The organism is Micromonospora sp. L32 (genome assembly GCF_052068055.1).
Classification (GTDB): Bacteria; Actinomycetota; Actinomycetes; order Mycobacteriales; family Micromonosporaceae; genus Micromonospora; species Micromonospora purpureochromogenes.
Window position 1 is genome coordinate 551,766 of record NZ_JBQHDD010000004.1, and the last position, 26,493, is coordinate 578,258.

Annotated in this window: 28 protein-coding genes; 6 read left to right on the plus strand and 22 right to left on the minus strand. The window is 72.8% G+C overall.

Translation table 11 applies throughout. The features are described from left to right. Positions 1 to 75: 75 nt before the first annotated feature. The 7 genes from era to ACTMTB_RS14505 form a co-directional block, all read right to left on the minus strand. A complete protein-coding gene (era, locus tag ACTMTB_RS14475; RefSeq protein WP_357921911.1) occupies positions 76 to 972 on the minus strand; it encodes a GTPase Era in 897 nt (298 codons plus the stop codon). Further along, on the minus strand, positions 969 to 1,355 hold the full coding sequence (locus tag ACTMTB_RS14480; protein WP_210778221.1) for a cytidine deaminase: 387 nt from the start codon (positions 1,353 to 1,355) through the stop codon (positions 969 to 971). Before ACTMTB_RS14480 ends, era begins: the two co-directional genes overlap by 4 nt. Beyond that, positions 1,348 to 2,754, minus strand: a complete 1,407-nt coding sequence (locus ACTMTB_RS14485; protein WP_441145940.1) for a hemolysin family protein — start codon at positions 2,752 to 2,754, stop codon at positions 1,348 to 1,350. Before ACTMTB_RS14485 ends, ACTMTB_RS14480 begins: the two co-directional genes overlap by 8 nt. After that, positions 2,730 to 3,203, minus strand: a complete 474-nt coding sequence (ybeY, locus tag ACTMTB_RS14490; protein WP_154942500.1) for an rRNA maturation RNase YbeY — start codon at positions 3,201 to 3,203, stop codon at positions 2,730 to 2,732. The genes ACTMTB_RS14485 and ybeY overlap by 25 nt, the downstream gene beginning before the upstream one ends. 15 nt (positions 3,204 to 3,218) lie before the next feature. Then, entirely contained in the window at positions 3,219 to 4,277 is a 1,059-nt protein-coding gene (locus ACTMTB_RS14495; RefSeq protein WP_350795536.1) for a PhoH family protein, read from the minus strand. Between the two features lie 206 nt (positions 4,278 to 4,483). Beyond that, positions 4,484 to 5,857 (minus strand): serine hydrolase domain-containing protein, encoded by a 1,374-nt coding sequence (locus ACTMTB_RS14500; RefSeq protein WP_441145803.1) that lies wholly within the window; start codon positions 5,855 to 5,857, stop codon positions 4,484 to 4,486. Next, positions 5,854 to 6,213, minus strand: coding sequence for a histidine triad nucleotide-binding protein (locus ACTMTB_RS14505; RefSeq protein WP_280838099.1), 360 nt, complete (start codon positions 6,211 to 6,213; stop codon positions 5,854 to 5,856). The genes ACTMTB_RS14500 and ACTMTB_RS14505 overlap by 4 nt, the downstream gene beginning before the upstream one ends. 46 nt (positions 6,214 to 6,259) lie before the next feature. Between ACTMTB_RS14505 and ACTMTB_RS14510 the strand changes: the two genes are divergently transcribed. Then, entirely contained in the window at positions 6,260 to 7,021 is a 762-nt protein-coding gene (locus ACTMTB_RS14510; protein ID WP_441145806.1) for an SDR family NAD(P)-dependent oxidoreductase, read from the plus strand. A gap of 413 nt (positions 7,022 to 7,434) precedes the next feature. Here the strand turns inward: ACTMTB_RS14510 and ACTMTB_RS14515 are convergent, their stop codons facing one another. From ACTMTB_RS14515 to hrcA, 3 genes are all read right to left on the minus strand, one after another. Then, entirely contained in the window at positions 7,435 to 8,169 is a 735-nt protein-coding gene (locus ACTMTB_RS14515) for a 16S rRNA (uracil(1498)-N(3))-methyltransferase (RefSeq protein WP_441145808.1), read from the minus strand. A gap of 1 nt (position 8,170) precedes the next feature. After that, positions 8,171 to 9,313, minus strand: coding sequence for a molecular chaperone DnaJ (gene dnaJ / locus ACTMTB_RS14520; protein ID WP_210778231.1), 1,143 nt, complete (start codon positions 9,311 to 9,313; stop codon positions 8,171 to 8,173). A gap of 76 nt (positions 9,314 to 9,389) precedes the next feature. After that, positions 9,390 to 10,412 (minus strand): heat-inducible transcriptional repressor HrcA, encoded by a 1,023-nt coding sequence (gene hrcA, locus ACTMTB_RS14525; RefSeq protein ID WP_210778214.1) that lies wholly within the window; start codon positions 10,410 to 10,412, stop codon positions 9,390 to 9,392. Between the two features lie 234 nt (positions 10,413 to 10,646). Here hrcA and ACTMTB_RS14530 point away from each other — a divergent pair, with 234 nt between their 5' ends. Next, positions 10,647 to 11,315, plus strand: a complete 669-nt coding sequence (locus ACTMTB_RS14530) for a DUF4870 domain-containing protein (protein ID WP_441145810.1) — start codon at positions 10,647 to 10,649, stop codon at positions 11,313 to 11,315. Positions 11,316 to 11,358: 43 nt separating this feature from the next. Here ACTMTB_RS14530 and hemW read toward each other — a convergent pair whose 3' ends face one another. Then, on the minus strand, positions 11,359 to 12,582 hold the full coding sequence (gene hemW, locus ACTMTB_RS14535; RefSeq protein WP_441145812.1) for a radical SAM family heme chaperone HemW: 1,224 nt from the start codon (positions 12,580 to 12,582) through the stop codon (positions 11,359 to 11,361). Between the two features lie 19 nt (positions 12,583 to 12,601). Here hemW and ACTMTB_RS14540 point away from each other — a divergent pair, with 19 nt between their 5' ends. Beyond that, positions 12,602 to 13,411 carry an enoyl-CoA hydratase-related protein gene (locus ACTMTB_RS14540; protein WP_441145814.1) on the plus strand — a complete coding sequence of 270 codons (810 nt, stop codon included), beginning with the start codon at positions 12,602 to 12,604 and terminating at the stop codon, positions 13,409 to 13,411. Between the two features lie 107 nt (positions 13,412 to 13,518). After that, entirely contained in the window at positions 13,519 to 14,382 is an 864-nt protein-coding gene (locus ACTMTB_RS14545; RefSeq protein WP_441145943.1) for a hypothetical protein, read from the plus strand. Between the two features lie 4 nt (positions 14,383 to 14,386). Here the strand turns inward: ACTMTB_RS14545 and ACTMTB_RS14550 are convergent, their stop codons facing one another. From ACTMTB_RS14550 to ACTMTB_RS14590, 9 genes are all read right to left on the minus strand, one after another. Then, positions 14,387 to 15,031, minus strand: a complete 645-nt coding sequence (locus ACTMTB_RS14550; protein WP_441145816.1) for an MOSC domain-containing protein — start codon at positions 15,029 to 15,031, stop codon at positions 14,387 to 14,389. A gap of 100 nt (positions 15,032 to 15,131) precedes the next feature. Beyond that, complete coding sequence (locus ACTMTB_RS14555; protein WP_280838126.1) at positions 15,132 to 15,965, minus strand: carbohydrate ABC transporter permease; 834 nt, start codon at positions 15,963 to 15,965, stop codon at positions 15,132 to 15,134. Between the two features lie 11 nt (positions 15,966 to 15,976). Next, positions 15,977 to 16,963 (minus strand): carbohydrate ABC transporter permease, encoded by a 987-nt coding sequence (locus ACTMTB_RS14560; RefSeq protein ID WP_441145818.1) that lies wholly within the window; start codon positions 16,961 to 16,963, stop codon positions 15,977 to 15,979. After that, positions 16,960 to 18,249, minus strand: a complete 1,290-nt coding sequence (locus tag ACTMTB_RS14565; RefSeq protein ID WP_441145820.1) for a sugar ABC transporter substrate-binding protein — start codon at positions 18,247 to 18,249, stop codon at positions 16,960 to 16,962. Before ACTMTB_RS14565 ends, ACTMTB_RS14560 begins: the two co-directional genes overlap by 4 nt. Before the next feature lie 195 nt (positions 18,250 to 18,444). Beyond that, on the minus strand, positions 18,445 to 18,732 hold the full coding sequence (locus ACTMTB_RS14570; protein WP_210778207.1) for a GlsB/YeaQ/YmgE family stress response membrane protein: 288 nt from the start codon (positions 18,730 to 18,732) through the stop codon (positions 18,445 to 18,447). A 253-nt stretch (positions 18,733 to 18,985) separates the two neighbouring features. After that, entirely contained in the window at positions 18,986 to 19,273 is a 288-nt protein-coding gene (locus tag ACTMTB_RS14575) for a GlsB/YeaQ/YmgE family stress response membrane protein (RefSeq protein ID WP_210778207.1), read from the minus strand. A 294-nt stretch (positions 19,274 to 19,567) separates the two neighbouring features. Next, positions 19,568 to 21,445, minus strand: coding sequence for a translation elongation factor 4 (gene lepA, locus ACTMTB_RS14580; RefSeq protein ID WP_441145823.1), 1,878 nt, complete (start codon positions 21,443 to 21,445; stop codon positions 19,568 to 19,570). A 377-nt stretch (positions 21,446 to 21,822) separates the two neighbouring features. After that, on the minus strand, positions 21,823 to 22,359 hold the full coding sequence (locus tag ACTMTB_RS14585; protein ID WP_441145825.1) for a DUF4240 domain-containing protein: 537 nt from the start codon (positions 22,357 to 22,359) through the stop codon (positions 21,823 to 21,825). Further along, entirely contained in the window at positions 22,356 to 22,961 is a 606-nt protein-coding gene (locus tag ACTMTB_RS14590; RefSeq protein WP_441145945.1) for a DUF4240 domain-containing protein, read from the minus strand. The genes ACTMTB_RS14585 and ACTMTB_RS14590 overlap by 4 nt, the downstream gene beginning before the upstream one ends. Positions 22,962 to 23,048: 87 nt before the next feature. On the opposite strand from ACTMTB_RS14590, the gene ACTMTB_RS14595 reads away from it, so the two are divergent. Next, positions 23,049 to 24,065: a phosphotransferase gene (locus ACTMTB_RS14595; protein ID WP_441145827.1), complete on the plus strand. Its 1,017-nt coding sequence runs from the start codon at positions 23,049 to 23,051 to the stop codon at positions 24,063 to 24,065. A gap of 113 nt (positions 24,066 to 24,178) precedes the next feature. After that, positions 24,179 to 24,445 (plus strand): 30S ribosomal protein S20, encoded by a 267-nt coding sequence (gene rpsT, locus ACTMTB_RS14600; protein WP_154942482.1) that lies wholly within the window; start codon positions 24,179 to 24,181, stop codon positions 24,443 to 24,445. A gap of 534 nt (positions 24,446 to 24,979) precedes the next feature. Here rpsT and ACTMTB_RS14605 read toward each other — a convergent pair. Both ACTMTB_RS14605 and holA read right to left on the minus strand, forming a co-directional pair. Next, complete coding sequence (locus ACTMTB_RS14605; protein WP_441145829.1) at positions 24,980 to 25,453, minus strand: hypothetical protein; 474 nt, start codon at positions 25,451 to 25,453, stop codon at positions 24,980 to 24,982. Further along, a complete protein-coding gene (gene holA / locus ACTMTB_RS14610) occupies positions 25,450 to 26,430 on the minus strand; it encodes a DNA polymerase III subunit delta (protein ID WP_346539767.1) in 981 nt (326 codons plus the stop codon). Before holA ends, ACTMTB_RS14605 begins: the two co-directional genes overlap by 4 nt. Between the last annotated feature and the right edge of the window lie 63 nt (positions 26,431 to 26,493).

Genomic DNA, 26,493 nt, shown 5'->3' on the forward strand with positions numbered 1-26,493 from the left:
GCGGACGTGAACCTTCCCATACCGCCACCGGACCGGTGACCGACCGGACATCGCCGGTCACCGCCCGCGGTGCGGTCAGAAGCCGAGCTTGCGCAGCTGCTTCGGGTCCCGCTGCCAGTCCTTGGCCACCCGTACGTGCAGGTCCAGGTAGACGCGGCTGCCCAGCAGCTCCTCGATCTGCTTGCGGGCCGCCGTGCCGACCGCCTTCAGCCGGCTGGCCTTGTGACCGATCACGATCGCCTTCTGGCTGGGCCGCTCGACGTAGACGTCGGCGAAGATCTTCATGACCTGACCCTCGGGGATCATCTCCTCGACGACGACCGCGATGGAGTGCGGCAGCTCGTCCCGGACCCCCTCCAGCGCCGCCTCCCGGATCAGCTCGGCGACCATCACCTGCTCGGGGTCGTCGGTGAGCATGTCGTCCGGGTAGAGCTGCGGCGACGGCGGCAGGTACTTGGTCATCACGTCGACCAGCGTGTCCACCTGGTGCCCGGAGACCGCGCTGACCGGCACGACCTCGGCGAACTCGCCCAGCTCGCTGACCGCCAGCAGCTGCTCGGCGAGGCGCTTCTTGTCGACCAGGTCGGTCTTGGTCACCACGGCCAGCACGGTCGCCTTCAGCTCGGCCAGCTCACCGGTGATGAACCGGTCGCCCCGGCCGATCGGCTCGTCCGCCGGGATGCAGAGGCCGATCACGTCGACCTCGCTCCAGGTCGAGCGGACCAGGTCGTTGAGGCGTTCGCCGAGCAGCGTCCGGGGGCGGTGCAGGCCGGGGGTGTCGACCAGCACGAGCTGCGAGTCCGGACGGTGCAGCACCGCCCGGATGATGTGCCGGGTGGTCTGCGGCTTGTTGGAGGTGATCGCGATCTTCTGACCGACGATCGCGTTGGTCAGCGTCGACTTACCCGCGTTGGGCCGCCCGACGAAACAGGCGAACCCGGCCCGGTACGGACGCTCCTCGGTGCCGGTCACTCGACCACCGTGCCGAGGACCGTGCCGTCCGGCGCCGCGACGTGGATCGGCGCGTCGGCGGAGAGGTCGCGCACGGCGGCGTGCCCCGCCCCGTCCAGCGTCGACGCCTCGGTCACCACCACGGCCGCCTCCAGCCGGCTCGCGCCCGCCGCCACGGCGGAGGCCACGGCGAGCTGGAGCGCGGTGATGGTCAGCGAGGGCAGCGAGACGCTCGCCGCGGCGTACGTCCGACCGTCCTGGTCCCGCACCGCCGCGCCCTCCACGGCCGCGACCCGGCCCCGGGCGCCCCGCGCCAGGACGACCAGCTTGCCGTCCTCGGCGCTCAGTTCGGCCGGGTCGGAGGGGGTCGGCCGGGCGGCCGGTACGACGGGTGACTCAGGCATCGGCGGGTTGCCTCTCCTCGGTTCTGGTCTGGTTGTTGCGGGTCTCGGCCTGCTCGCCGCGCCCCGCCCCGGCCGGCGCGTCACTCGGTTCGACCCGGCTGACCAGCACGGTGTCTATCCGATTGCGCCGCCCGGTGGTGCCCTCGGCGATCAGCCGCAGGCCGGCCACCTCGGCGCGGGCGCCGGGGATCGGCACCCGGCCCAGGGACTGGGCCAGCAGGCCGCCGACGGTCTCCACCTCGTCGGTGGGCAGTTCGGTGTCGAACAGCTCGCCCAGGTTCTCCACGGGGAGGCGGGCGGTGACCCGCACCGCGCCGTCCTCCAGGTGTTCCACCGGCGGGCGTTCGACATCGTACTCGTCGGTGATCTCGCCGACGATCTCCTCCAGGATGTCCTCGATCGTCACCAGGCCGCCGGTGCCGCCGTACTCGTCGACGACGATGACCAGGTGGTTACGGGCGGCCTGCATCTCCGAGAGCAGGTCGTCGACCGGCTTGGACTCGGGCACGAAGGTCGCCGGGCGCATCAGCTCGCATACCGGGCTCTGGTGGGCCCGCAGGTCGCCGCCCCGGGTACGCCGGATGAGGTCCTTGAGGTAGAGCACGCCGAGCACGTCGTCGACGCTCTCGCCGATGACCGGGATGCGGGAGAAGCCGGAGCGCAGGAAGAGCGCCAGCGCCTGGGAGAGCGTCTTGCCCTCCTCTATCCAGACCATCTCCGTGCGGGGCACCATCACCTCGCGGGCGATGGTGTCGCCGAGCGCGAATACCGAGTGGATCATCTGCCGCTCGCCGTGCTCCACGACGCCGCGCTGCTCGGCCAGGTCGACCAGCTCGCGCAGCTCCACCTGGCTGGCGAACGGCCCCTCCCGGAAGCCGCGCCCCGGGGTGACCGCGTTGCCGATCAGGATCAGCAGCGAGGCGAGCGGGTTCAGCGCCCGCCCCAGCCAGCGGACCAGCGGTGCCACCGCCCGGCCCACCGCGTACGCGTGCTGCCGGCCGATGGTGCGCGGGGCCACCCCGACCACGACGAAGCTGACCACGGTCATCGCGCCGGCGGTGATCAGCGCCGCCCGCCAGCCCGCACCGAAGGTGTCCACCGCGACGAGGGCGACCAGCGTGGTGGCGGTCAGCTCGGCCAGCAGCCGGAGCAGCAACAGCAGGTTGAGGTGGCGGACCACGTCGCCGGCGACGGCCTGGAGGGTACGCGCGCCGCGCACCCCGTCCCGAGCCAGTTCGGCGGCCCGGGCCGGAGAGACGGCGGCGAGCGCCGCCTCGGTCATCGCGATCAGACCGGCGAGCACCACCAGCCCCGCCGCGAAGAAGATCAGCTGGAGGTCGGGTAGGCCGGCGGCGGCCGCCGCCTGGGTGGTCATCACCGGGTCCGGGTCGACCGCCAGCTGGCCAGCAGTCGGGCCTGGAGCGTGAACATCTCCCGCTCCTCCTCCGGCTCGGCGTGGTCGTAGCCGAGCAGGTGCAGCACGCCGTGCACGGTGAGCAGGTGCAGCTCGTCGGCGGTGGTGTGGCCGGCGGTGGCGGCCTGCTTGGCCGCCACCTCCGGGCAGAGCACGATGTCGCCGAGCAGGGCCGGCTCACCGCCGGCCGGGGCGCTCTCCCCCGGACCGTGGTCGACGCTGCCCTCGTCCATCGGGAAGGCGAGCACGTCGGTCGGCCCGTCCCCACCCATCCAGCGGTGGTTCAGCTCGGTCATGTACTCGATGTCGACCAGCAGCACGGAGAGCTCGGCGAGGGGGTTGACCCCCATCTCGTCGAGGGCGTGCCGGGCGACGGCGAGCACGGCGTCGGTGTCGACGTCGACACCCGACTCGTTCGCGATCTCGATGGACAACTGTCTTCCTCTGGGTTAGCGGCGCCGGCCGGCCCGGCCGCCCTGGGCGGTCCGCCCCGGCACGGCGTGCACGCTCTGCGCCTGCTGGTTCTCCCGCTCGGCGTCCCAGCGGGCGTACGCGTCGACGATCTCGCCGACCAGCTTGTGCCGGACCACGTCCGAGCTGGAGAGCTGGGCGAAGTGCACGTCCTCGACGTTCTCCAGGATCTCCCGGACCACCCGCAGGCCGCTGGTCGTACCGCCGGGAAGGTCCACCTGGGTGACGTCACCGGTCACCACGATCTTGGAGTTGAAGCCGAGTCGGGTGAGGAACATCTTCATCTGCTCGGGCGTGGTGTTCTGCGCCTCGTCCAGGATGATGAACGCGTCGTTGAGGGTCCGGCCCCGCATGTACGCCAGCGGCGCGACCTCGATCGTGCCGGCGGCCATCAGCTTGGGGATGGACTCCGGGTCGAGCATGTCGTGCAGCGCGTCGTAGAGCGGCCGCAGGTACGGGTCGATCTTCTCGTTGAGGGTGCCGGGCAGGAAGCCCAGCCGCTCCCCCGCCTCGACCGCCGGCCGGGTCAGGATGATCCGGTTGACCTGCTTCGCCTGGAGCGCCTGGACGGCCTTCGCCATGGCGAGGTAGGTCTTTCCGGTGCCGGCGGGGCCGATGCCGAAGACGATGGTGTGCGAGTCGATCGCGTCGACGTAGCGCTTCTGCCCGAGCGTCTTGGGGCGGATGGTGCGCCCGCGCCGGGAGAGGATGTTGAGGGTGAGGACCTCGGCGGGCCGCTCCGCGCTGCCCTGCTCGAGCATGCCGACGGTACGCCGGACGGCGTCAGTGGTCAGGGTCTCGCCTTTCTCGATCAGTTCGAGCAGCTCGCTGAAGAGGCGCTCGGCGAGGGCGTTGTCCGCGGGGGCACCGGTGATGGTGATCTCGTTGCCGCGCACGTGCACGTCACTGTCGACCGAGCGTTCAACGAGGCGCAGGATCTCGTCGCCCGCGCCGAGCAGGTTGACCATGATCTTGGAATCGGGAACGGTGATCCTGGTCTGCACCCGGGGCGGGCCGGGAGGTGGGGTGCCGGTCATAAATCGGGCCGTCGGGCCCTGCGCCACCTGCTTCCGATCTCGGGCGCCGGCCCTGCTGGCGCGGCGTGCGGACGTTACACCCATCGTATCCGCTCAACCCCGACGGCACCGCGTCCATTTCCGCCCGCCCCCGGGGCGGGCGCAGGGTGGGCGATACCTCCCGGCGGCACCCACACCACGCACCCGCGCCCAGGGCGGGGGTCGGGTCAGCCGGCGCGGAAGTCGTACCGGTCGAAGGCCTCCTGCCGGCGGGTGAAGCGGTAGGTCGCCCAGTGCATCCGGACCACCGTGCCGTGCTCGTCCCGGGTCAGCCGCAGCAGCTCGCCGACCTCCCGCCCGGCAACCGTCCGGAAGACGTCCGGAGCGTCCGGCAGCGGCGCGAAGACCGCCGGGGGCTTCCCCGCCGGGTCGTCGGCGCCCCGGGCGCGCAGCGCCCCGTCGTGCCAGCTGAAGACGTACTCGAAGCCCTCGCCCCACCAGCGGCCCAGCATCCCGCGCAGCGGCCCGGGGGCGGGTTCGCCCGGCCGCCACGGCGTGACGTCCGCCGGGTCGTGCTCGGCGGACGCGGCGAGCAGCCGGTGCGGCAGGTCGAAGACCTCCGCCGCGGTGCCGGAGGAGCCGAGCACCGCGCAGCCCATCGCGCCGGCCGTGCCGTCGCCGCCGCGCCGGCCGTAGACCGCGGCGAGGAAGCCCGGCATCGCGCCGTCGTGCCCCACGTGCACCACCCGGTCCGGGTACGGCACCAGGATCAGGCCGAGCCCGAAACCGGCCGCCCAGAGCGTCTCGTCGGTGGTGGTCAGCGGCCAGCGCATCTCGTCCAGCGAGGCCGGGGCGAGCACCGCGCCGGCCGGGTCCAGCGCCACCGGGTCGGCCAGGAAGGCCGCCCACCGGGCCATGTCGGTCGCGGTGCTCCAGAGCTGGGCGGCCGGGGCGATCGCGCCGAAGTCGGTCGGCGGCTCCGGGTGCGCCTCGTCGGAGTAGGCGTCGACCAGGAACCCGGTGGCCGCCGCCGGCCCCGGCGTCACCGAGGTGGCGGCCAGGCCCAGCGGGGTCAGCACCCGCTCGATGAGCACCTCGGCCCAGGAGCCGCCGCGCAGCTCGCCGACCAGCCGGCCGAGCAGCGCCATGCCCAGGTTGGAGTAGTGGTAGCGGCGACCGGTCGGCAGCACCCGCTCGGCCCGGGCCAGCTCGGCGACGAGTTCGTCCGCGCCGGGGGCGCGCAGCGTGTCCCAGACGTCACCGTACGGCTCGCGTTGCAGGCCGGCGGTGTGCGACAGCAGCCGGCGTACGGTCAGCTCGCCGTGCGCCGGCAACGCCAGGTGACGGCCGATCGGGTCGTCCAGGTCGAGCAGGCCGTCGTCGCGACACTGCATCACCAGCACCGAGGTGAAGGTCTTGGTCACCGAGCCGAGCCGGAACCGGGTGCCCGGGCCGAGGTCGGCGTCGGTGCCGGTGCCGCCGACCTCGCAGGTCCACAGCGGCCGGTCGGCACGGTGCAGGGCCGCCGCCAGGGCCGGCACCCGGGCCTGCGCCTGCACCCGGCGCACCATCCGGGCCAGCCGGTCGGGCCCAGCCGTCACGCGACGTTCCGGGCCAGCATCGGGCCGAGCGGCGCGCCGCCGAGCAGGTGCGCGTGCACGTGGAAGAGCTCCTGGCCGCCGTACGCGCCGGTGTTGAACATCAGCCGGAAGCCGTCACCGAGCAGCCCCTCGTCCTCCGCCACCGCCGCCGCCGTGGCGAGCAGGTCGCCGGCGAGCTTCGGGTCGCCCTGCCCCAGCGTGGCGACGTCGGCGTAGTGCTCCTTCGGGATGACCAGCACGTGCACCGGCGCCTTCGGGTCGAGGTCGCGGAAGGCGAGGGTGGTGTCGGTTTCCCGGACGATGGTGGCCGGGATCTCCCCGGCGGCGATGCGGCAGAACAGGCAGTCGGATCCCATCGGGGCATGGTAAGGCGTGCCGCGCGGCTGGGGCATGATGTGCCGCGTGACTTCACGAGCGGTACTGGTGACGGGGGCGTCGCGCGGCATCGGCCGCGCGGTGGCGCGGGCGTTCGCGGCGGACGGGGACCGGGTGGCGATCCACCATCGGGACTCGGCCGAGCTGGCCGAGGCGCTCCGCGCCGAACTGCCCGGCGACGGTCACGTGGTGGTCCGCGCGGACCTCACCGACCCGGCGGCGGTACGGGCCATGGTGGACGACGCCGCCGCCCGGCTCGGGGGGCTCGACGTGCTGGTCAACAACGCCGGGGTGTACGGCGACCGGGACGCCCCGCACCCGGTCTTCGGCGCCTCGTACGAGCAGTGGCAGCGGCAGTGGCGGCGGGTGCTGGAGACCAACCTGACCGGGGCGGGCAACGTCACCTGGTGCGCCGCCCAGCACATGCGGGAGCGCGGTGGCCGGGTGGTGAACGTGTCGTCGCGGGGCGCGTTCCGGGGCGAGCCGGACCAGCCCGCGTACGGTGCCAGCAAGGCCGGCCTGAACGCGCTCGGGCAGTCCCTCGCCGTCGCGCTCGCGCCGTACGGCATCGCGGTCGCCACGGTCGCCCCGGGCTTCGTGGCGACCGACATGACCACGGAGCACCTCACCGGCGAGCAGGGCGACGCGATCCGGGCGCAGAGCCCGTTCGGTCGGGTGGCCCGCCCCGAGGAGATCGCCGCCGCCGTGCACTGGCTGGCCAGCCCCGAGGCGCAGTGGGCCTCCGGCACCATCGTCGACCTCAACGGCGCCTCCTACCTGCGTACCTGACCGGCCGCCGACAGGTCGCCCGCCCAGACCCTCCCGAGGACCGCCCGGACCGGGGACGGCGCCGTCGACAAACGGTGTCTCCCGGCGTCCCGGCATCGGGGCAGGGTCGCCGCCAGGGGGATGTTCGTGTGAGCGATATGCCTGTGAGGCATAAATATGCCTCACAGGCATATCGCTCGGCTGTGGTCATCGAGGAGGCGGCCACTACCCTTCGTAGTCAACGCACTCGCGGCGTCCGGGCGGAACGGCGTGTCGCCCGGGTGTTGGGAGTGCAAAGCGGGCCACCAGGGTGTCCACCACCCGGGCCGACACGCCGCGCAGGCCCGGTCGCGCAAGTCCGCCCCGGGCCGGTCGGCCCGGCTCGACACGCGACCGAGGCCGGCGGGGCGTGAGCAGCCCTGCTGAAGGACGGCCTACCAGCGGTCGAGGCGGGTGGCCAGCACGCTCAGTGCGGCCACCCCGGCCGTGGAGGTGCGCAGCACCGACGGACCGAGCCGCACCGGGCGGGCGCCGGCGTCGGCGAACGCGGTCAGTTCGACCGGGGCGATGCCGCCCTCCGGGCCGACCACCAGCACGATCTCGCCGGCGCCGGGCAGCTCGGCGGTGGTCAGCCGCTCGTCGGCCTCCTCGTGCAGCACGAACGCGGCACCGGCTCCGGCGATCCGCCGCACCACGGTCCCGGTGGACTCGTCCGGGGCGCCGGCCACCACCGGCAGCCAGGGTCGGCGGGCCTGCTTGGCCGCCTCCCGGGCGGTCGCCACCCACTTGTCCCGGGCCCGTACGCCCCGGTCGCCGCGCCACTGGGTCACCGAGCGGGACGCCGCCCAGGGCACGATCTCGTCCACCCCGACCTCGGTCATCGCCTGCACGGCCAGCTCGCCCCGGTCCCCCTTGGCGATGCCCTGCACCACCACGATCCGGGGGACCGGCGCGTCGGCGTACCCGCGGGAGGTGACCCGCACGTCGAGGGTGCCCCGGCCGACGGCGGTGACCACGGCGGCGGCCGTGCCGCCCCGGCCGTCGGCCAGCAGCAGCTCCTCGCCGACGCGCAGCCGCTGCACGGTGGCCGCGTGGTGGCCCTCCGGGCCGTCCAGGGTCAGCGTGTCGCCGGTGGGCAGCGCCTCGACCAGGAACAGCGGCGCGGACACCTCAGGCGTGCCCGTTGAAGGCGTCGCGCATCCGGGAGAAGAAGCCGCCCTGCTTGGTCAGCTCGGCGACCTCCTCGCCCCGGGTCTTGGCGAAGTCGCGCAGCATCTTCTCCTGGTCGGCGTCGAGCTTCGTGGGGGTCCGCACGTCGAGGTGGACGTAGAGGTCGCCCCGGCCGGTGCCGCGCAGGTGCGGCACGCCCCGGGCGCGCAGCCGCAGCGTGCTGCCCGGCTGGGTGCCGGCCTTGACGTCGACCGTCTCCTCGCTGTCCAGCGTCTTGATGGTCAGCCGGGTGCCGAGCGCGGCGGCGGTCATCGGCACGGTGACCCGGCAGTGCAGGTCGTCGCCCTTGCGGGAGTACACGTCGTGCGGCCGCTCGTGGATCTCCACGTAGAGGTCGCCGGCGGTGCCGCCGCCCGGGCCCACCTCACCCTGCTGGGCGAGCCGGATCCGCATGCCGTCCTCGACCCCGGCGGGGATCTTGACGGTCAGCGAGCGGCGGGTGCGCACCCGGCCGTCGCCGGCGCAGGTCGGGCAGGGGTGCGGGATGGTGGTGCCGTACCCCTGGCAGACGGTGCAGGGGCGGGCCGAGACCACCTGGCCGAGGAAGGTGCGCTGCACCGACTGCACCTCGCCCCGGCCGCCACACGCCTCGCAGGTGGCCAGGTGGGTGCCGGCGGCGGTGCCGGCGCCGGCGCAGGTGGTGCAGAGCACCGCGGTGTCGACCGTGATCGGCGCCTCGACGCCGAACGCGGTCTCATGCAGGTCCAGCTCCAGCCGCAGGATCGCGTCGGCACCCGGCCGGGTACGCGGTCGCGGCCCCCGGGCGCCGCCCGCGGCGCCGCCGAAGAACGCGTCCATGATGTCCTGGAAGCCGACGAACGGGCCCGCGCCGCCGGGACCGCCCGGCCCCGCGCCGCCGCCACCCGGGGCGAGCGGGTCGCCACCCAGGTCGACGATCTGCCGTTTCCGGTCGTCCGAGAGGACCTCGTACGCGGCGTTGATGTCCTTGAACTTCTCCTGGGCCTCCGGGTCCGGATTGACGTCCGGGTGGAACTGCCGCGCCAGCTTGCGGTAGGCGCGCTTGATCTCGTCGTCGGAGGCTTCCCGGCTCACGCCGAGAATGCCGTAGTAGTCCCTGGCCACTGCGTTCGGTGTCCTCATGTTCGTCTCGCGTTGCGCCGGTCGTCGGCCGGAGCCGGGTGCCGGCCCCTGCCCTGGATCAGTTCTGGGCCAGCAGCTCGCCCACGTAGCGTGCCACGGCCCTCACCGTGGCGATGGTGCCGGGGTAGTCCATCCGGGTGGGGCCCAACACGCCCAGCCCGCCGAGCGCGGTCGCCCCCGGCCCGTAGCCGGTGCTGACCACCGAGGCGGCCCGCAGGTTGTCGATCTCGTTCTCGTCGCCGATCAGCACCCGGGTGGTGGTCGACTCGGCCTCGCCGATCAGCTTGAGCATCACCACCTCCTCCTCCAGCGCCTCCAGGATGGGCCGCAGCGAGCCCTGGAAGTCGAGCAGGCCGCCCCGGGTGAGGTTCGCGGTGCCGGCGAGCGCGATGCGCTCCTCGTGCCGTTCGACCAGCGTCTCCAGCAGCACGGTGGAGAGCGTGGTCATCGCCCCGCGCAGGTGCGGCGCGGACTCGTCGACCAGCGCCTGGACCAGCGGCGGGGTCTCCGACAGCCGGCTGCCGACCAGCTTCTCGTTGACCAGCCGGCGCAGGTCGGTGACATGGTCGGCGGGGATCGGCGCGGGCAGCTCCACCAGCCGCTGCTCGACCCGGCCGGTGTCGGCGATCATGACCAGCATCAGCCGGGTGGTGGAGATCGGCACCAGCTCCAGGTGGCGCACCGAGGAGCGGGCCAGCGACGGGTACTGCACCACGGCGACCTGCCGGGTCAGCTGGGCCAGCAGCCGGACGGTGCGGTGCACCACGTCGTCCAGGTCGACCGCGCCGACCAGGAAACGCTCGATCGCCCGGCGCTCGGCCGGGCTCAGCGGCTTGACCCGGGACAGCCGGTCGACGAAGAGGCGGTAGCCACGGTCGGTGGGCACCCGGCCGGCACTGGTGTGCGGCTGCCGGATGTAGCCCTCCTCCTCCAGCACGGCCATGTCGTTGCGCACCGTGGCCGGCGAGACGCCGAGCTGGTGCCGCTCGACCAGGGCCTTGCTGCCGACCGGCTCCTGCGTGGCGACGTAGTCCTCGACGATCGCGCGCAGCACGGCGAGCTTGCGGTCGTCGAGACCCATCTCCCCACCTCCTGACGCACGTCGGCCCGGAGCGGCTGAGGCGCCCCGGGCGAGCGCACTGGCACTCGACTGTAGCGAGTGCCAGTCTACGTCGGCGTCCCCGCTGACGCGATGATCAGCGACGGACCACGGGTGCGCCCCGCCACCCGGACGGCGCGCCAGGGCCGATCATCCGGACATCCGGGGCGGTGTCGCTCTGGTGATGGCTTGCCGGCAACCCCTACCGTGACGTCCATGACTGAACCACCTCGCCCTCCCGGAGCGGGGGACCCCGGCGACCGCCCGGACCCGACCGCCCCGTCCGGCTCGTTGTACGAGCCGCCCACCGCACCACTGTCCGGGGCACCCGGGGCGGGCGGCTATCCCCCGCCCGGTGGCTATCCGCCACCCACCGGTGACCAACCGCCGTCGGGCGGCTACCCACCGCCGGGTGGCTACCCACCGCCGGGTGGCTACCCACCGCCGGGTGGTTACTCCGCGCCGGGCGTCGGCTATCCGACCGCCGGCGGGTACGGCGCTCCCGGCGGCGGCTACGGCGCCCCGGGCGGCTACGCCACCGACGACGACAAGACCTGGTCGCTGGTCGCGCACTTCGGTGGCCCGGTCGGCGTGATCGTCGGCGGCAGCCTGCTCGGCTGGGTGGCGCCGCTGATCGCGCTCTCCGCCAAGGGCCAGCAGTCCCCGACGGTGCGGGCGCACGCCACGGCCTCGCTGAACTTCCAGATCACCTGGGCGATCGCCAACATCATCGGCTTCGTCCTGGCCATCGTCACCTGCGGGGTGCTCTTCTTCATCCCGATCCTGACCGCCCTGGTGCCGATCATCTTCGGCATCATCGGCGGGGTGAAGGCCACCGAGGGTGTGGTCTACCGCTACCCGGCGAGCTACGCCTTCAAGAAGTGACCGGTCCCGGCCGGCCCACCCGGGCCGGCCGGGCCGCGCGGGATCAGGGCAGCAGGTCGCGGACCACGGCGTCGGCCAGCAGCCGCCCGCGCAGGGTGAGCACCGCCCGCCCCGCCGCGTGCCCCGCCGGGTCCAGCAGGCCGTCGGCCAGCGCCCGCTCGGCACCCGCCCGACCCGCCGCGTCGAGGGCGTCCAGCGGCAGGCCGGAGGCGAGCCGCAGCCGGAGCATGACGTCCTCCATGTGCGCCTCGCCGGCGGTCAGCACCTCCCGGGCCAGGCCGGGTGACTCCCCGGCGGCCAGGCGCTTCGCGTACGCGGTGGGGTGCTTGACGTTCCACCAGCGCACCCCGCCGACGTGGCTGTGCGCCCCCGGGCCGAGGCCCCACCAGTCCGCGCCGGTCCAGTAGAGCAGGTTGTGCCGGCACCGGGCCGCCTCGGAGCGGGCCCAGTTGGAGACCTCGTACCAGGAGAAGCCGGCCGCGCCGAGGGCGGCCTCCGCGGCCAGGTACCGGTCCGCCGCCACGTCGTCCGACGGGTACGGCAGCTCGCCGCGCCGCATCCGGGCGGCGAGCCGCGTGCCGTCCTCCACGATCAGGGCGTACGCGCTGACGTGGTCCACCCCGGCGGCGACCACCTGGTCGAGGGAGGCGGCGAAGTCCGCCGCGCTCTCCCCCGGCGTGCCGTAGATCAGGTCCAGGTTGACGTGGTCGAACCCGGCGTCGCGGGCCTCCAGCGCGGCGGCGACCGCCCGGCCGGCGCTGTGCCGGCGATCGAGGATCGCCAGCACCCCGGGCGCGGCGGACTGCATGCCCAGCGAGATCCGGGTGTAGCCGGCCGCGCGCAGGGTGCGCAGCGACTCGGGCGTGACCGACTCCGGGTTGGCCTCGGTGGTCACCTCGGCGTCGGCGGCCAGCCCCCAGGTGCGGTCGATGCCGTCCAGGATGCGGGCCAGGTCGTCGGCGGGGAGCAGGGTCGGCGTGCCACCGCCGACGAAGACGGTGTCCACCCGGGGCGGCGGGGCGTCGCCGAGGACCCGGGCGGCCAGCGCCAGCTCGGCCAGCACGGTGTCGGCGTACGACTCCCGGTCGGCGCCGCCGCCGAGCTCGGCCGCAGTGTAGGTGTTGAAGTCGCAGTAGCCGCAGCGGCTGGCACAGAACGGCACGTGGACGTACACGCCGAAGCCGCGCGCGCCGACCGCGCTCAGGGCGGTGGCGGGCAGCGACCCGTCGACGGGGACGGTCTCGCCTTCTGGAAGGACGCCGGGCATGGCCACTAGTGTGCCCGGCATGACCTCTCCCGACCGCCTCGTGCGGGTCGCCACGGCCCGTGGGGTGACCACCCTCACCCTGGACAGCCCGCACAACCGCAACGCGCTCTCCACGGCCCTGATGACCGAGCTGCTGGCCGGGATCGCCGCGGCGGTCGCCGACGACGCCGTACGGGTGATCGTGCTGGACCACACCGGGCCGGTCTTCTGCTCCGGCGCGGACCTGAAGGAGACGGCCGCCGCGTACGCCAGCGGGAGCGTGCCGGCCGGGATGCTCGGCGACGTGCTGGCGGCGGTCTGGGAGTGCCCGAAGCCGGTGCTGGCGAAGGTGGCCGGGCCGGCGCGGGCCGGCGGGCTGGGCCTGATCGCGGCGGCGGACCTGGCGGTCTGCGCCGAGGAGGCGACGTTCGCCTTCACCGAGGTGCGGATCGGGGTGATCCCGGCGGTCATCTCCGCCACGGTGCTGCCCCGGCTGCACCCGCGCGCGGCGGCCGAGCTGTACCTGACCGGGGACACCTTCGACGGCCGGCGGGCCGCCGAGATCGGCCTGGTGACCGCGGCGGTGCCGGCGGACGGGCTGGACGCGGCGGTGGAGCGCTACTGCGCCTCGCTGGTGCGCGGCGCGCCGGGGGCGCTGGCCGGGGCGAAGGGCCTGCTGCGCCGCCCGGCCCCCACCGACCTGCGCGGCGAGATCGCCGAGCTGTCCGCCCTCTCCACCGGCTACTTCCTCTCCGAGGAGGGCCGCGAAGGCGTGCTCGCCTTCCGCGAGAAAAGATTGGCTCGATGGGTGGCCGCTCTGGACGGTGGTCCGGCAGACGGGGCGCGGTAGCACCGGTTCGGGGCCTTTCTTTCGTTTGCTCCCGGAAAGGTGAACCGGTCGGCCGACCCGGCTCGCCTTTTCGGGCACGTACGCTGGGGATGACCGTGAAACAGGAGGTGCGGGTGCGAAGTCGGGCAATTGTCGCAGTCGGTGTCGTCTTCGCGGTCGTCGCTCTCCTCGGGGTCTGGGTCGTCGTCCGTCAGCTTGGCGGCCAACTCCGGCTCCCCGTGGCCAGCCGCAGCTGCACCGTCAAGGCCGACGGCACGGTGCTGCTCGACGCCGACCAGATGGCGAACGCGGCGACGATCGCGGCGATCGGTATCCAGCGGCAGATGCCCGAGCGGGCGGTGGTGGTCGCGCTGGCCACCGCGTACCAGGAGTCGGGCCTGCGCAACCTCTCCGGCGGCGACCGGGACTCGATCGGCCTGTTCCAGCAGCGGCCGAGCCAGGGCTGGGGCAGCCCGCAGCAGATCCGCGACCAGCGCTACGCGGCCAACCGCTTCTACGCCGCGCTGAAGAAGGTGCGCGGCTGGGAGGAGATGCGGGTCACCGACGCGGCCCAGGCGGTCCAGCGGTCGGCCTTCCCGACGGCGTACCAGAAGTGGGCGGACGAGTCCGAGGTGCTGACCCGCGCCCTGCTCGGCGAGGCGACCGGCGCGGTGGCCTGCACGGTGAGCCGGACGCCGGTGATGCGGGGCGAGGCGGCCGCGGCGGCGCTGACCCGCGGTCTGACCCTGGACTGGGGGCTGCCGGGCACCGGCACGGTGGCCGCGCTGAGCGGGCTCACCGTGCCCGCCGCCGACCGTCGCGACGGCTGGCGGTACGCCCACTGGCTGGTGTCGCACGCGCCCGACCACGGGGTGAAGCGGGTGCGCTTCGCCGGCCTGGAGTGGACCGCCGAGGACGGCACCTGGGCCAAGGTCTCCGACGGCCGCCCGGCCGACGGCCAGGTGCTGGCGGAGGTCTTCGCCGAGGGCTGACGGGTCAGGGGCGGGTGCCGGCCACCCGGCGACGGACCTTCTTCAGGACCGGCTCCGGCAGCTCGGCGGCGTCCAGCAGCCGGGGCAGCAGTTCCGGTTCGAGGTTCATCGCCCGGAACACCTCGCCGATGGTGACCCCGTGCGCGGGCCGGTCCACCACCTCGACCGGGTCGCCCGCGCCGACCTCCCCCTCGCGCAGCACCCGCAGGTACGCCCCGGGCGCCGCCCGCACCGTGAACCGCTTGATCAGGTCGGGTACGCCCCAGAAACCGGCGAAGGTGGTGCAGGGGGTACGCGGCTTGGTCACCTGGAGCACCGCCGAGCCGATCGCCCACAGCTCGCCGATGACCGCCCCGGTCACGTCCACCGCCGAGGTGGTCAGGTTCTCGCCGAACCCGCCGGGCGGGACGCTGCGCCCCAGCTCCGCCGACCACCACTCGGCGTCCTCCCCCGCGTACGCGTAGACCGCCTGGTCGGGGCCGCCGTGGTGGGCCCGCTCGCCGATGAAGTCTCCGGCCACCCCGTCGGCGCGCAGCAGCACCGGACCGTCGACCGGTCGCTTGTCGATGCCGGTGCGGCCGCTCGCGTCGCCCGCCCACTCCGCCTCGGTCACCACGCCGAGGTTCACCGCCGCCAGCCTGCCCGTCATGGCGCAGAGCCTAGCCGTGGACGCCGGGGCCGGGGCACCCGCCGATCCGCCGTCGGCTCAGCCCTTGACGGCGCCGGCCGGCCCTCGACGGGCGCGCAGCTCAGCCCTTGACGGCGCCGGCGACCAGCCCGGAGACCATCCGGCGCTGCACCAGCAGGAAGAAGACGATCACCGGCAGGGTGAACAGCGTCGAGGCGGCCATCACGGATCCCCACGCGGTGTCGTCCCGGCCGAAGAAGAAGGTCATCGCCACCGGCAGGGTGTACTTGTCCTGGTCGTTGACGAAGGTCAACGCGAAGATCAGCTCGTTCCAGGCGGTGATGAAGGAGAAGATGCTGGTCGCGACCAAGCCCGGCGCCACCAACGGGAAGAGGATCCGGCGGAAGATCTGGGCCCGGCTGGCCCCGTCGATCGCCGCGGCCTCCTCCAGCTCCTTGGGCACCGCGGCCACGAAGCCGCGCAGCATCCAGACCGCGAACGGCAGCGAGAAGCCGAGGTAGGTCAGGATCAGGCTGGGCAGGGTGTTGTAGAGACCGAGCCGCTGGATCATCAGGAACAGCGGGATGACCAGCGCCTCCAGCGGGATCATCTGCACCACCAGCAGCATGATCAGGAAGCTGGTCCGGAGCGTGAAGCGGAACCGGGCCACCGCGGTGGCCGCGAGCAGCGCGACCAGGCCGCTGAGCAGCACCGTGCTCACCGCCACCAGAGCGCTGTTGAGGAAGAAGTCGGCGAACGTCACGCCCGGGATCAGGTTGCCGGTGAGGATCTCCCGGTAATGCTCCAGGGTCGGTTCGGCCGGCACCGGCCGGGGCGTCGACGAGAAGATCTCCCGGTTGGGCTTCAGCGACGTGGCGACCATCCAGTAGACGGGGAAGGCGGCGAAGAGCGCCACCAGCAGGCCCGCGCCGTTGAGGGCGACCCGCTTCACCATCGCGCCGCGCCTCACGCGTCCTCCTCCTGCTTGAGCACCATGCGGACGTAGAGACCGGTCACCACCAGCAGGATCAGGGTGAGGATGACCGCGATCGCGGAGCCCACGCCGTACTTGGGCGGCGGCGAGAATGCCTCGGCGTACGAGTAGATGGAGAGCATGAACGTCGGCCGGTCCTGGGTGCCGCCGGCCAGCACGAACTGCTGGGTGAAGACCTTGAAGTCCCAGATGGTGCTGAGCACGATCAGGATCCCGAAGACCGGCCGCAGCAACGGGAAGGTGATCTTCCAGAACACCTTCCACGGCCCGGCCCCGTCGACCCGGGCCGCCTCGTGCAGCTCGCTCGGCACGCTCTTGAGCCCGGCGAGCACGCTCACCGCGATGAACGGGAACGAGTGCCAGACCACCACCAGGGTGAGGATGGCGAAGAAGAGCAGCGGCGAGTTGAACCAGCCGTACCCGGTCCAGTCGCTGCGGCCGAAGAGCGCGGTCGACAGCCCGTCGGGCAACTTGTTGAACAGCCAGGTGACCAGCCCGCTGGTGTCGTCGAAGATCCACTTCCAGACGATCGTGCCGGTCAGTGCCGGGGTGGCCCAGGCGAGCATGACGCAGCTCGCCACGAAGGTGGCCATCCGCCGGCCGAGCCGGTGGAGCAGCAGCCCGACCAGGGTGCCGAGGATCATCGTCAGCACCACGTTCGCGGCGGCGAAGAGCACCGTGTTGCGCAGCACCGTACGGAAGAACGGGTCACCGAGGATCTGGGTGTAGTTGCCCAGCCCCACCCACGGCCACTCGCGGTCGCCGCGCAGCTGCCGGACGCTGTCCAGCTTGTAGAACGACATCGCCACCACCTGGCCGAGCGGCCAGAGCAGCAGCACCCCGATGACCACCAGGCAGGGCAGCAGGAGCAGGTACGGCAGGCGGTCCACGCGGGGCCGCCGCCGTGCGGAGGTCTTCCGCACGGCGGCAGTCCCGGTGTTCTTGGTCAGTAAGCTCACTTCTTGTTCAAAATGCCTTCCATCTCGGCGGCGGCGTCAGCGGTGGCCTGCTCGACCGTCTTCTGCCCCTTCATGACCGAGCTGTTCATCGCCTGGGTCACCGTCTTGGTGCGGCTGACCTCCACCCACTTCGGGGTCAGCGGGGTGACCTTCGTGTTCTGCATGGTGGTGGCGAACGCGGCCATGACCTTGTCGTTGGCGTACTCACCGCCACTGACCAGGTCGGAGTAGACCGGGAAGAAGTTCAGGCTGCTGGCGAAGGTCTTCGCGTTCTTCTTGTTCAGCAGGACGGTGAGGTAGTCCCACGCCAGGTCCTGCTTCTTGCTGTCCTTCCAGAGGGCGACGTCCGAGCCGCCGGCGAACGCCGGGGCCGGCTTGCCGTCCGGGCCGGGGATCGGGAAGGTGCCCCAGACCTTCTCGATGTCGGGGTTGTCCTTCTTGATGGCGGCGCCCTGCCAGCTACCGGCGAAGGCCATCGCCGCCTTGCCGGTGGCGAACTGGGTGCGGGCGTCGATCTCGTTCCAGCCGGCGGCGGCCGGCGGGGCGACCTTGTGCACGGTGACCAGGTCGGTCCAGAACTTGACCGCCTTCTGCGCCTCGGGGGTGGTGTAACCGGACTTCCAGGTGCCGCCCTGGTTGGTGGCGATCTCGCCGCCGGCGCCCCAGAGGAACGAGTAGAAGGGCAGCTCGGAGTTGCCCGGCAGCGCGATGCCGTAGGTGTTCGGCTTCTTGGCCTGCACGGTCTTGGCGGCGGCGACCAGCTCGTCCCAGTTGGTCGGCGTCTTCACGCCGGCCTCGGCGAACCAGTCGGTGCGGTAGTAGATGCCGCGGACGCCGGCGTACCACGGGACGCCGTACTGCTTGCCGTCGAGCTGGGCGTTCTTCACCAGGTCCGGCAGGATGTCCTTGCTCTCCGCCCAGCCGGACATCTTCCCGGTGATGTCGGCGAGCGCCTCCTGGGCCGCCCAGCCCTGGGTCTCGGTGTTGCCCAGCTCGGTGACGTCCGGCCCCTCACCGCCGGCGAGCGCCGCCTGGAACTTCTTCGGCGCCTCCAGCCAGGGGATGTACTGGACGACCACGTCGGTGTCGGGGTGCTTCTGCCGGAACTCGGTCTCGACGCCGTCGAGGAACTTCGTCTGGGCGTCGCTGCCCTCGCCCATCATCCAGACCGTGAGCTTGCTCTTGTCGGCCGCTTCGTCGTCGCCAGAGCCCCCGCAACCGGCGAGCACCATCGCGGCCGAGGCCACGACGGCGGTGACCGGAGCCAGCCGCTTCCACCTGTTCACGCCACTTCTCCCTCGCGCCGTCTGGCAGTAACCTTCTCTGCCGCACCCTAGTAGGAAAAATTCCTTTACGACAGGGGCGGGTTCCGGGCGAGGCGACGGTACCGCAGCCGGCGGGTCGGGGAGCAGACCCGTTCCGGGTACGCGGACGGGCGCCCGACCTCAGGTCGGGCGCCCGTCGAAGAGCGTTGTCGCTGCTTACCGGTGGGTGACGCTGCGGCGGCGACCCACGCCGGCCACCAGGGCCACGGCGATGGCGGCGAGCACGACCTGCACCAGCAACTCCATCCAGTCGATGCCGGCGGTCTCGGTCGCGATGCCCATGGCCCGCGCCAGCACGGTGCCCAGCAGGGCCGCGCCGATACCGATCAGCATGTGCAGCCAGATCGGCATGTTCTGACGGCCCGGCACGACCAGGCGGCCCAGCGCGCCGACGATGAGACCGACGACGATGGCGGTGATGATGCCCCAGACGGTGAGCTCCACGACCGTCCTCCTTCGGTAGGTATGGCACACGATGTGTGATTCTTGGCGTGATCGATAGGTTCCCGATCCCGCGATTCCCCAAACCGACTCCGGGGACGACCTGGTCGAGGCTCGCCGTGACCTGCACTTTCGTGGCGGCCGTCGCTGGGGAGTGGAGGTGAGCGGGCGGTCGGCCGGGATTCCGGGCGCGGACGCGAGCGGGCGCCCGCCCCCGAGGGGTACGGGCGCCCGCTGAGCGTGCGCTGTGCTGGATCTACCGGTGGGTGACGCTGCGGCGACGACCCACGCCGGCCACCAGGGCCACGGCGATGGCGGCCAGCACGACCTGCACCAGCAGTTCCATCCAGTCGATGCCGGCGGTCTCGGTCGCGATGCCCATGGCCCGCGCCAGCACGGTGCCCAGCAGGGCCGCGCCGATACCGATCAGCATGTGCAGCCAGATCGGCATGTTCTGACGGCCCGGCACGACCAGGCGGCCAAGAGCGCCGACGATGAGACCAACAACGATCGCGGTGATGATGCCCCAAACGGTGAGCTCCACGGTCGCCCTCCTTCTGAAGATTGAGTCACACGGTGTGTGTGGTTCCTGTCGTGACCGCTAGATTCCCGACCGTCCGAAAATCCAAACCGACTCAGCGAAACGGCTGTCGCCCCCGGTCGATACGCAACCCCCGCGTCGATTGCCGAGCAGCACGGCAAACCCGCAGCTCAGGCCGCATCGGTCGACACCGGGCGGGGCCGCGGCGGCCACCGGAAATTTCCCGGGTACGACCCGGCGGCACGCACGCGAAACGGCCGGCACCCCCGCGGGGGGATGCCGGCCGTCAGCGTGGCGCTACTTCTTGCCGGGCGCCTTGGCGTCACCGGAGTCGGAGGAGAGGGCGGCGATGAAGGCCTCCTGGGGGACCTCCACCCGGCCGACCATCTTCATCCGCTTCTTGCCTTCCTTCTGCTTCTCCAGCAGCTTGCGCTTACGGCTGATGTCACCGCCGTAGCACTTGGCGAGCACGTCCTTGCGGATCGCCCGGATGGTCTCCCGCGCGATCACCCGGCTGCCGATGGCGGCCTGGATCGGCACCTCGAACTGCTGGCGCGGGATCAGGTTGCGCAGCTTGGCCGCGATGGTGACCCCGTAGTTGTACGCCTTGTCCTTGTGCACGATCGCGCTGAACGCGTCCACCGGCTCGCCGTGCAGCAGGATGTCGACCTTGACCAGGTCGGACGCCTGCTCGCCGGAGGGCTCGTAGTCCAACGAGGCGTAGCCCTTGGTGCGGCTCTTCAACTGGTCGAAGAAGTCGAAGATGATCTCCGCGAGCGGCAGCGTGTAGCGCAGTTCCACCCGGTCGGCGGAGAGGTAGTCCATGCCGAGCAGGCTGCCCCGGCGGCCCTGGCAGAGCTCCATCACCGCGCCGACGTAGTCGTTCGGGGTCAGCACGGTGGCGCGCACGACCGGCTCGTACACCTCGGCGATCTTGCCGGTGGGGTACTCGCTCGGGTTGGTCACCACGATCTCCTGGCCGTCCTCGGTGATGGCCCGGTAGACCACGTTCGGCGCGGTGGAGATCAGGTCGAGGTTGTACTCCCGCTCCAGCCGCTCCTGGATGATCTCCATGTGCAGCAGGCCGAGGAAGCCGCAGCGGAAGCCGAAGCCGAGCGCCCCCGAGGTCTCCGGCTCGTAGTCGAGCGCGGCGTCGTTGAGCTTGAGCTTGTCCAGCGCCTCACGCAGGTTGGGGTAGTCCGAGCCGTCGATCGGGTAGAGGCCGGAGTAGACCATCGGCTTCGGGTCCTTGTAACCGCCCAGCGCCTCGGTCGCCGGCCGCGAGTTGATGGTGACCGTGTCACCGACCCGGGACTGGCGGACGTCCTTCACACCGGTGATCAGGTAACCCACCTCGCCGACGCCCAGGGCGTCGGCCTTCACCATCTCCGGCGAGATGACGCCGATCTCCAGCAGCTCGTGCACCGCGGCGGTGGACATCATCTTGATCCGGTCGCGGGCGCTGATCCGCCCGTCGATCACCCGGACGTAGGTGACCACGCCCCGGTAGACGTCGTACACCGAGTCGAAGATCATCGCCCGGGCGGGCGCGTCGGCGTTGCCGACCGGCGGCTTGAACTGCCGGACGATCTCGTCGAGCAGGTACGGCACGCCCTCGCCGGTCTTGCCGGAGACCTTGATGCAGTCCGCCGGGTCGCCACCGATCAGGTGGGCCAGTTCCTCGGCGTACTTCTCCGGCTGGGCGGCCGGCAGGTCGATCTTGTTGAGCACCGGGATGATGTGCAGGTCGTTCTCGAGCGCCAGGTAGAGGTTGGCCAGCGTCTGCGCCTCGATACCCTGCGCGGCGTCGACCAGCAGGACGGCGCCCTCGCAGGCGGCCAGCGAGCGGGACACCTCGTAGGTGAAGTCGACGTGGCCCGGGGTGTCGATCATGTTGAGCACGGCGTGCTCGCCGGTCCGGTCGCCCTCCCGGATGGTCCACGGCATGCGGACGGCCTGGCTCTTGATGGTGATGCCGCGCTCGCGCTCGATGTCCATCCGGTCGAGGTACTGCGCGCGCATCTGCCGGGGGTCGACCACGCCGGTGAGCTGCAACATCCGGTCGGCCAGGGTCGACTTCCCGTGGTCGATGTGGGCGATGATGCAGAAGTTCCGGATGCGCGCCGGGTCGGTGGAACCAGGAGCGTTCGCGCCGGGATCGAGCTTCGGTGGCACAGCGGTCCGTTCTGGTCGGCTGACGTGAGCGGGCCGGCGCGCCGCCGGCCCCCTCTATGCTCCCACGTCGCTCGGGACGCGGTCCGATCACACCTGGGTGCCGCGGCTCACCGCCGGGCGGCCCACCCCCCGGCCTTCCCCGGCTGGGCCGGGTCACTCCTCCCACGGCCCGGCCGGCCCGTGCCGGCGCTCGACCCGGCCGCCTCCGAACCCCCCTGTGGAAAACCCCCTCCCCTCCTCTCCGCCCTCGCCCCGCCCCTCCCGCGATCTTGCACTTATGGCCCTCGATGTGCGCCTTATGACCGAAAAGTCAGGGCAGAAAGTGCAAGATCGCGGGAGGGGCGGGGTGGGGCGGGGCGGGGCGGGGGGCCAGCGGGTCACTCCTCCGGCGGCTCGACGAAGAGCGCGGCCAGCCGGGGCAGCCGGCGCCGAGCCTCGTCCTCGTCGTCGAAGTCCCAGAAGTCGTTGAGGTCGGGCACCGCGACCGGGTCCCGCTCCGCCGGCAGCTCGGTCGCGGTCGCTTTCCGGTACGCCTCCCACGGCACCGTGAGCATGTCCTCGCACTCGAACTCCTCGCCGCTGAGCGCGGCGGCCCGCACCCGGGGCAGCTCCGCCAGGGAGTCCGGGTCGCCCACCGCCCGGGCGAACACCGCCCGGCCCTGCGTCATCAGCCAGCCCCGGAAGTACTCGAAACCGTCGTCCGAGGCGCCCCCGTTGATCAGGTAGGCCGCGCCCCAGAGGTCGACCCGGTAGGAGGCGGACAGCACCCGCTGCTGGTGGCGCGCGTACCCGACGATGTCCTCCGGGTCCCGCTCGGCCAGCAGGGCGACCGCGCGGGCGGCGACCGCGTCGCCCTCTCCCCCGGCGCCGGCCCGCGCCTCGTCGATCAGCTGCCAGAAGTCGTCGGTCCTCATGGCCTGGCAGTCTCCCAGACCCGCTCCCGGGCACGATCCGGCAGCGGGAACATGGCGGCGAGTCGCGGGTACCGGCGGGCCAGTTCGGCCCGGTCGCCGAGATCCCACCGCTCGTCGACGCGGTCGGGCGAAGAGCTCAGCTCCCGCCCCCGGGCCTCGACGGCCTCGTCCAGGCCCTCCTCCTCGCCGGTGACCCGCTCGTACGCCTCGTCCGCGACGTAGTCCAGGCACTCCCACTCCGGCCACTCGTCCTCCGCCCACTCGCGCGGGTGCCGCCCGGCCAGGCGACGTACCTGCGGGAGGTCGGCGAGCGCGTCCGGGTCGTCGGCGACCCGCTCGAAGGCCGCCCGGCCGAGCCCGACCAGCCAGGCCTGGAAGTAGTGGAAGCCGTCGTCGGGGCAGAGGCCACCGCAGATCAGCAGCGCCGCGCCCCAGTGCCGCCAGGTGTCGACCCGGCCCCGCAGCTCGTCGAGCCGGACGGCGAAGTCCACCGCCTCGCCGGCGGGCCGCTCCGCCAGGCGGTCGGTGAGCCAGGCCAGCCGCTCGTCGGGGATGGCAGTGACGGCGGCGGACCGCTCGATCAACGCCCAGAACTCGTCCATGCGCACGGGGCGGATGCTGCCAGCGCGGTACGACAGGAAGCCGGGACGGGCCGCGCGGCTGGGCGGGGGCACACCGGCACGGGCAGCATGGTGGGCGTGCCCGCGCTCCCGGTGCCGTACCACGCCACCGCCGTCCGGCCGGACTGGTCGGCGCTGCCCGCCGGGCTGCGCGCCGCGGTGGCGGACCGGCTCGGCGCGCCGGTGATGTCGGCGCGTACCGCGACAGCGGGCTTCACCGGCGGGTTCGCCGCCCTGCTGACCGGCGCGGACGGCCGCCGGATCTTCGTCAAGGCCGCCGACCTGACCCACCAGCGGCACCTGGCCGACTGGTACGCCCGGGAGTCGGCAGTCCTCGCCCGACTCCCGGCCGGCCTGCCGGTCCCCCGCCCACGCTGGGCGCTGACCGCGTCCGGCTGGTACGCGCTCGCCCTGGACGCCGTCGACGGCCGCACGCCCCGGCTGCCCTGGGACCGGACCGAGCTGGACGCCGTCCTCGCCGGGTACGCCGAGCTGGCCGCCGCGCTGGCCGACCCGCCCGCCGCGCTGGTCGCCCTCGACCTGCCCCGCCTGGCCGACCTGGCCCGCGACGACATCCTGTGGTGGGGCGAGGTGGCCGCCGGGCGCGAACCGGCGCCACCGATGCCGGCCGCCGCGCACGGCCGCCTGCCCGAGCTGGTCGCGCTGGAGTCCCGGCTGCCCGGGTACGCCGCCGCCGGCCGCGGCCTGGTCCACGGCGACCTGCGGGTGGACAACGTGCTGCTCGACGCCGGCGGGCGGGCCTGGTTCTGCGACTGGAACTGGGTCTGCCACGGCCCCGCCTGGTTCGACCTGGCCGGCTTGCTGATCACCGGGTACGCCGACGGGCTGCCCGTGGACGCGATCTTCGCCGGCCATCCGGCCACAGCCGGCGCCCCGCCGGACGCCCTCGACGTGACGCTGGCCGCACTGGCCGGCTACTACCTCACCTCCGCCGCCGCCGGCCCACCACCGGCCCCACCTGTCCCGCACCCCGCACCGGCGGTCTCTCCGCACCTGGGCGCGCACCAGCGGTTCAGCGGGGAGCAGGCGCTGCGCTGGCTGGCCGTTCGGCAGGGCTGGAGCTGAGTCGTTTTGGCTCGTCCCGGCCGACCTGGTAACCTGGCTCTTCGCGCAGCGATGACGCCTGCTTGTCGCGCGCAGAAGCAGACCAAACCGAGCTATCAAGACGAGGCTGTCGCGTGGCGAACATCAAGTCCCAGATCAAGCGCAACCGGCAGAACGAGAAGCGCCGGCTGCGTAACAAGTCGGTCAAGTCGTCGCTGAAGACCGCCATCCGGAAGTTCAACGAGGCTGCGGAGGCCGGTGACGCCGAGAAGGCCACCGTTCTCATGCGTGATGCGGCCCGCAAGCTGGACCAGGCCGCCAGCAAGGGCGTCATCCACGCCAACCAGGCGGCGAACCGGAAGTCGGCGATCGCGAAGCGCGTCGGCTCGCTCTCGGCCTGACCGAGCGACCTCAGACCTGACCTGAAGCCCCGGGCTATGCCCGGGGCTTCAGGCTGTCCGCCCTCCGGCACCTCACGCGCCCTGGCCTGCGTCCGCCCGCCGGGCTGGGTGTTGGCGCCGCGCTCGGGCGTCGGTGCCGCGTGGACTCTTCCCACCGCCGTCACGCCTCGATTGACCTCGCCTGATCCACTCCGTTTGCGGCGTGTCGCGCCATCCCCGCACTCGGACACCGCAACACGCCGCAACCGGAGACAATCACAGCCGCCCACCGCTCCGTGCGCGTCGGCGTCCCCTGCCCGCACCGGGTGACGCGGCATTGGTCCACTCCGTTTGCGGCGTGTCGCGGTATCGCCGCGCTCGGACACCGCGACACGCCGCAACCGGAGACGATCACAGGTGCCCACCACTCCGTGCGCCTCGGTGCCCTCTCGCCCGCACCGGGTGACGCGACGTTCACCAGCCGACTGCGCCGCGAGTGGGCGGGCGGCCGGCAGCGACCACGGCAGAGATGCCGCGCAGACGGGGTCGATCAGGTCAGGGTCGGTCGGCGGGGTGGCCGTCCGGGCCGGCGGGCCGGCGCAGCTCCGGCGACCAGTGCGCCTGCTGCCGCTGCCACACCGGAGCGCGCGGGGGCTCGGTGGCGACCACCATGCCGGGCAGGGTGCGGGGCACCCGCGCCCGCCCGATGACCGGCTCCATCTGCCGCCGGAACCGGTCCCGTTCCTGCTCCGGCACGAGCGCCGCCGAGCGGACGACCCGCTCGGCCACCATGTCGTTGAGCTTGACCATCAGGGCCACGGCGGCGGGCAGCACCACCACCGCCCACCAACTCACCAGCTCGGCCAGGGCGAGCAGCACGGCGAGCGCCACCGCGCCTTCGAAGAAGAGGAAGCAGAGCACCCCACCCGGGTTGACGACGCGCAGCCCGAGCGCCCGGGCGTAGAGCGGGCGGTACCGCTCGTCCTCGCCGGGCACGGTGCTCCACGCCGTCCGGGTGGGGCCGGTCACCGGGCGCCGCCTCGCCGGGCGGCCGCGACGGAGAAGACCGCCTTCTCCAGCGCGTACGCCCGGTCGTCCGCGCCGCCCTTGACCGCCGCGTTGCACTCGGCGGCGGCCCGCATCGCCTCGACCAGGCCCTCCGGGGTCCAGCCCCGGGCCCGTTGCTGCGCGTTCTTGATCTTCCAGGCGGGCATGCCGAGGGTGCTGGCGAGCTGGTACGGGTCGCCCCGGCCGGCGGCGGCGACCCGGGCCACGGTGCGCACCCCGTCGGCGAGGGCATCGGCGATCGGCACCGGGTCGACCCCGACGTGCAGGGCCCAGCGCAGTGCCTCCAGCGCCCCCGGGACGTCGCCGATCATGGTCGCGTCGGCGACCGTGAAGCCGGTCACCTCGACCCGGCCCCGGTAGTACCGGGCCACCGTGTCGGCGCCGATCCGCCCGTCGGTGTCGGCGATCAGCTGGGAGCAGGCTGCGGCCAGGTCCCGCAGGTCCCCGCCGACGGCGGCGATCAGCGCCTCGGCGGCGTCCTCGGTGCACTTCCCGCCGCTGCGGCGGATCTCGTCCCGGACGAACGCCACCCGCTCCCGGTGACCCTTGAGCTTCATCGCGGGCACCACGGTGGCGCCGGCCGCCTTGAGCCCGTCGGCGAACGCCTTGCCCTTCGCCCCGCCCAGGTGCAGCACCACCAGCTGCACGTCCGGGTCGGGGTTCTTCGCGTACGCGAGCAGCGCGGTCGCGAGATCCTTCCGGGCGTCCTGGCCGGCCCGGAGCACCAGCACCCGCCGCCCCCCGAAGAGCGAAGGGCTGAGCATCTCGGCGATCTCGCCGACCGTCAGCGACCCGGCCTGGTACTCGCGGACGTCCACGTCGGGGTCGACGCTGCGGACCTTCGCCACCGCTTCCGTCACCGCGCGCGTGGCGAGCAGCTCCTCGTCGCCGAGGACGAGCAGAATGGGAGGGAGGCTGGCGGCGGTCACGCCGCCCATCTTGGCACGGTCCACCGGGGGATCGTGCCTGGTCATCGGCGGCTGTGACGGCGGACCCCGCAC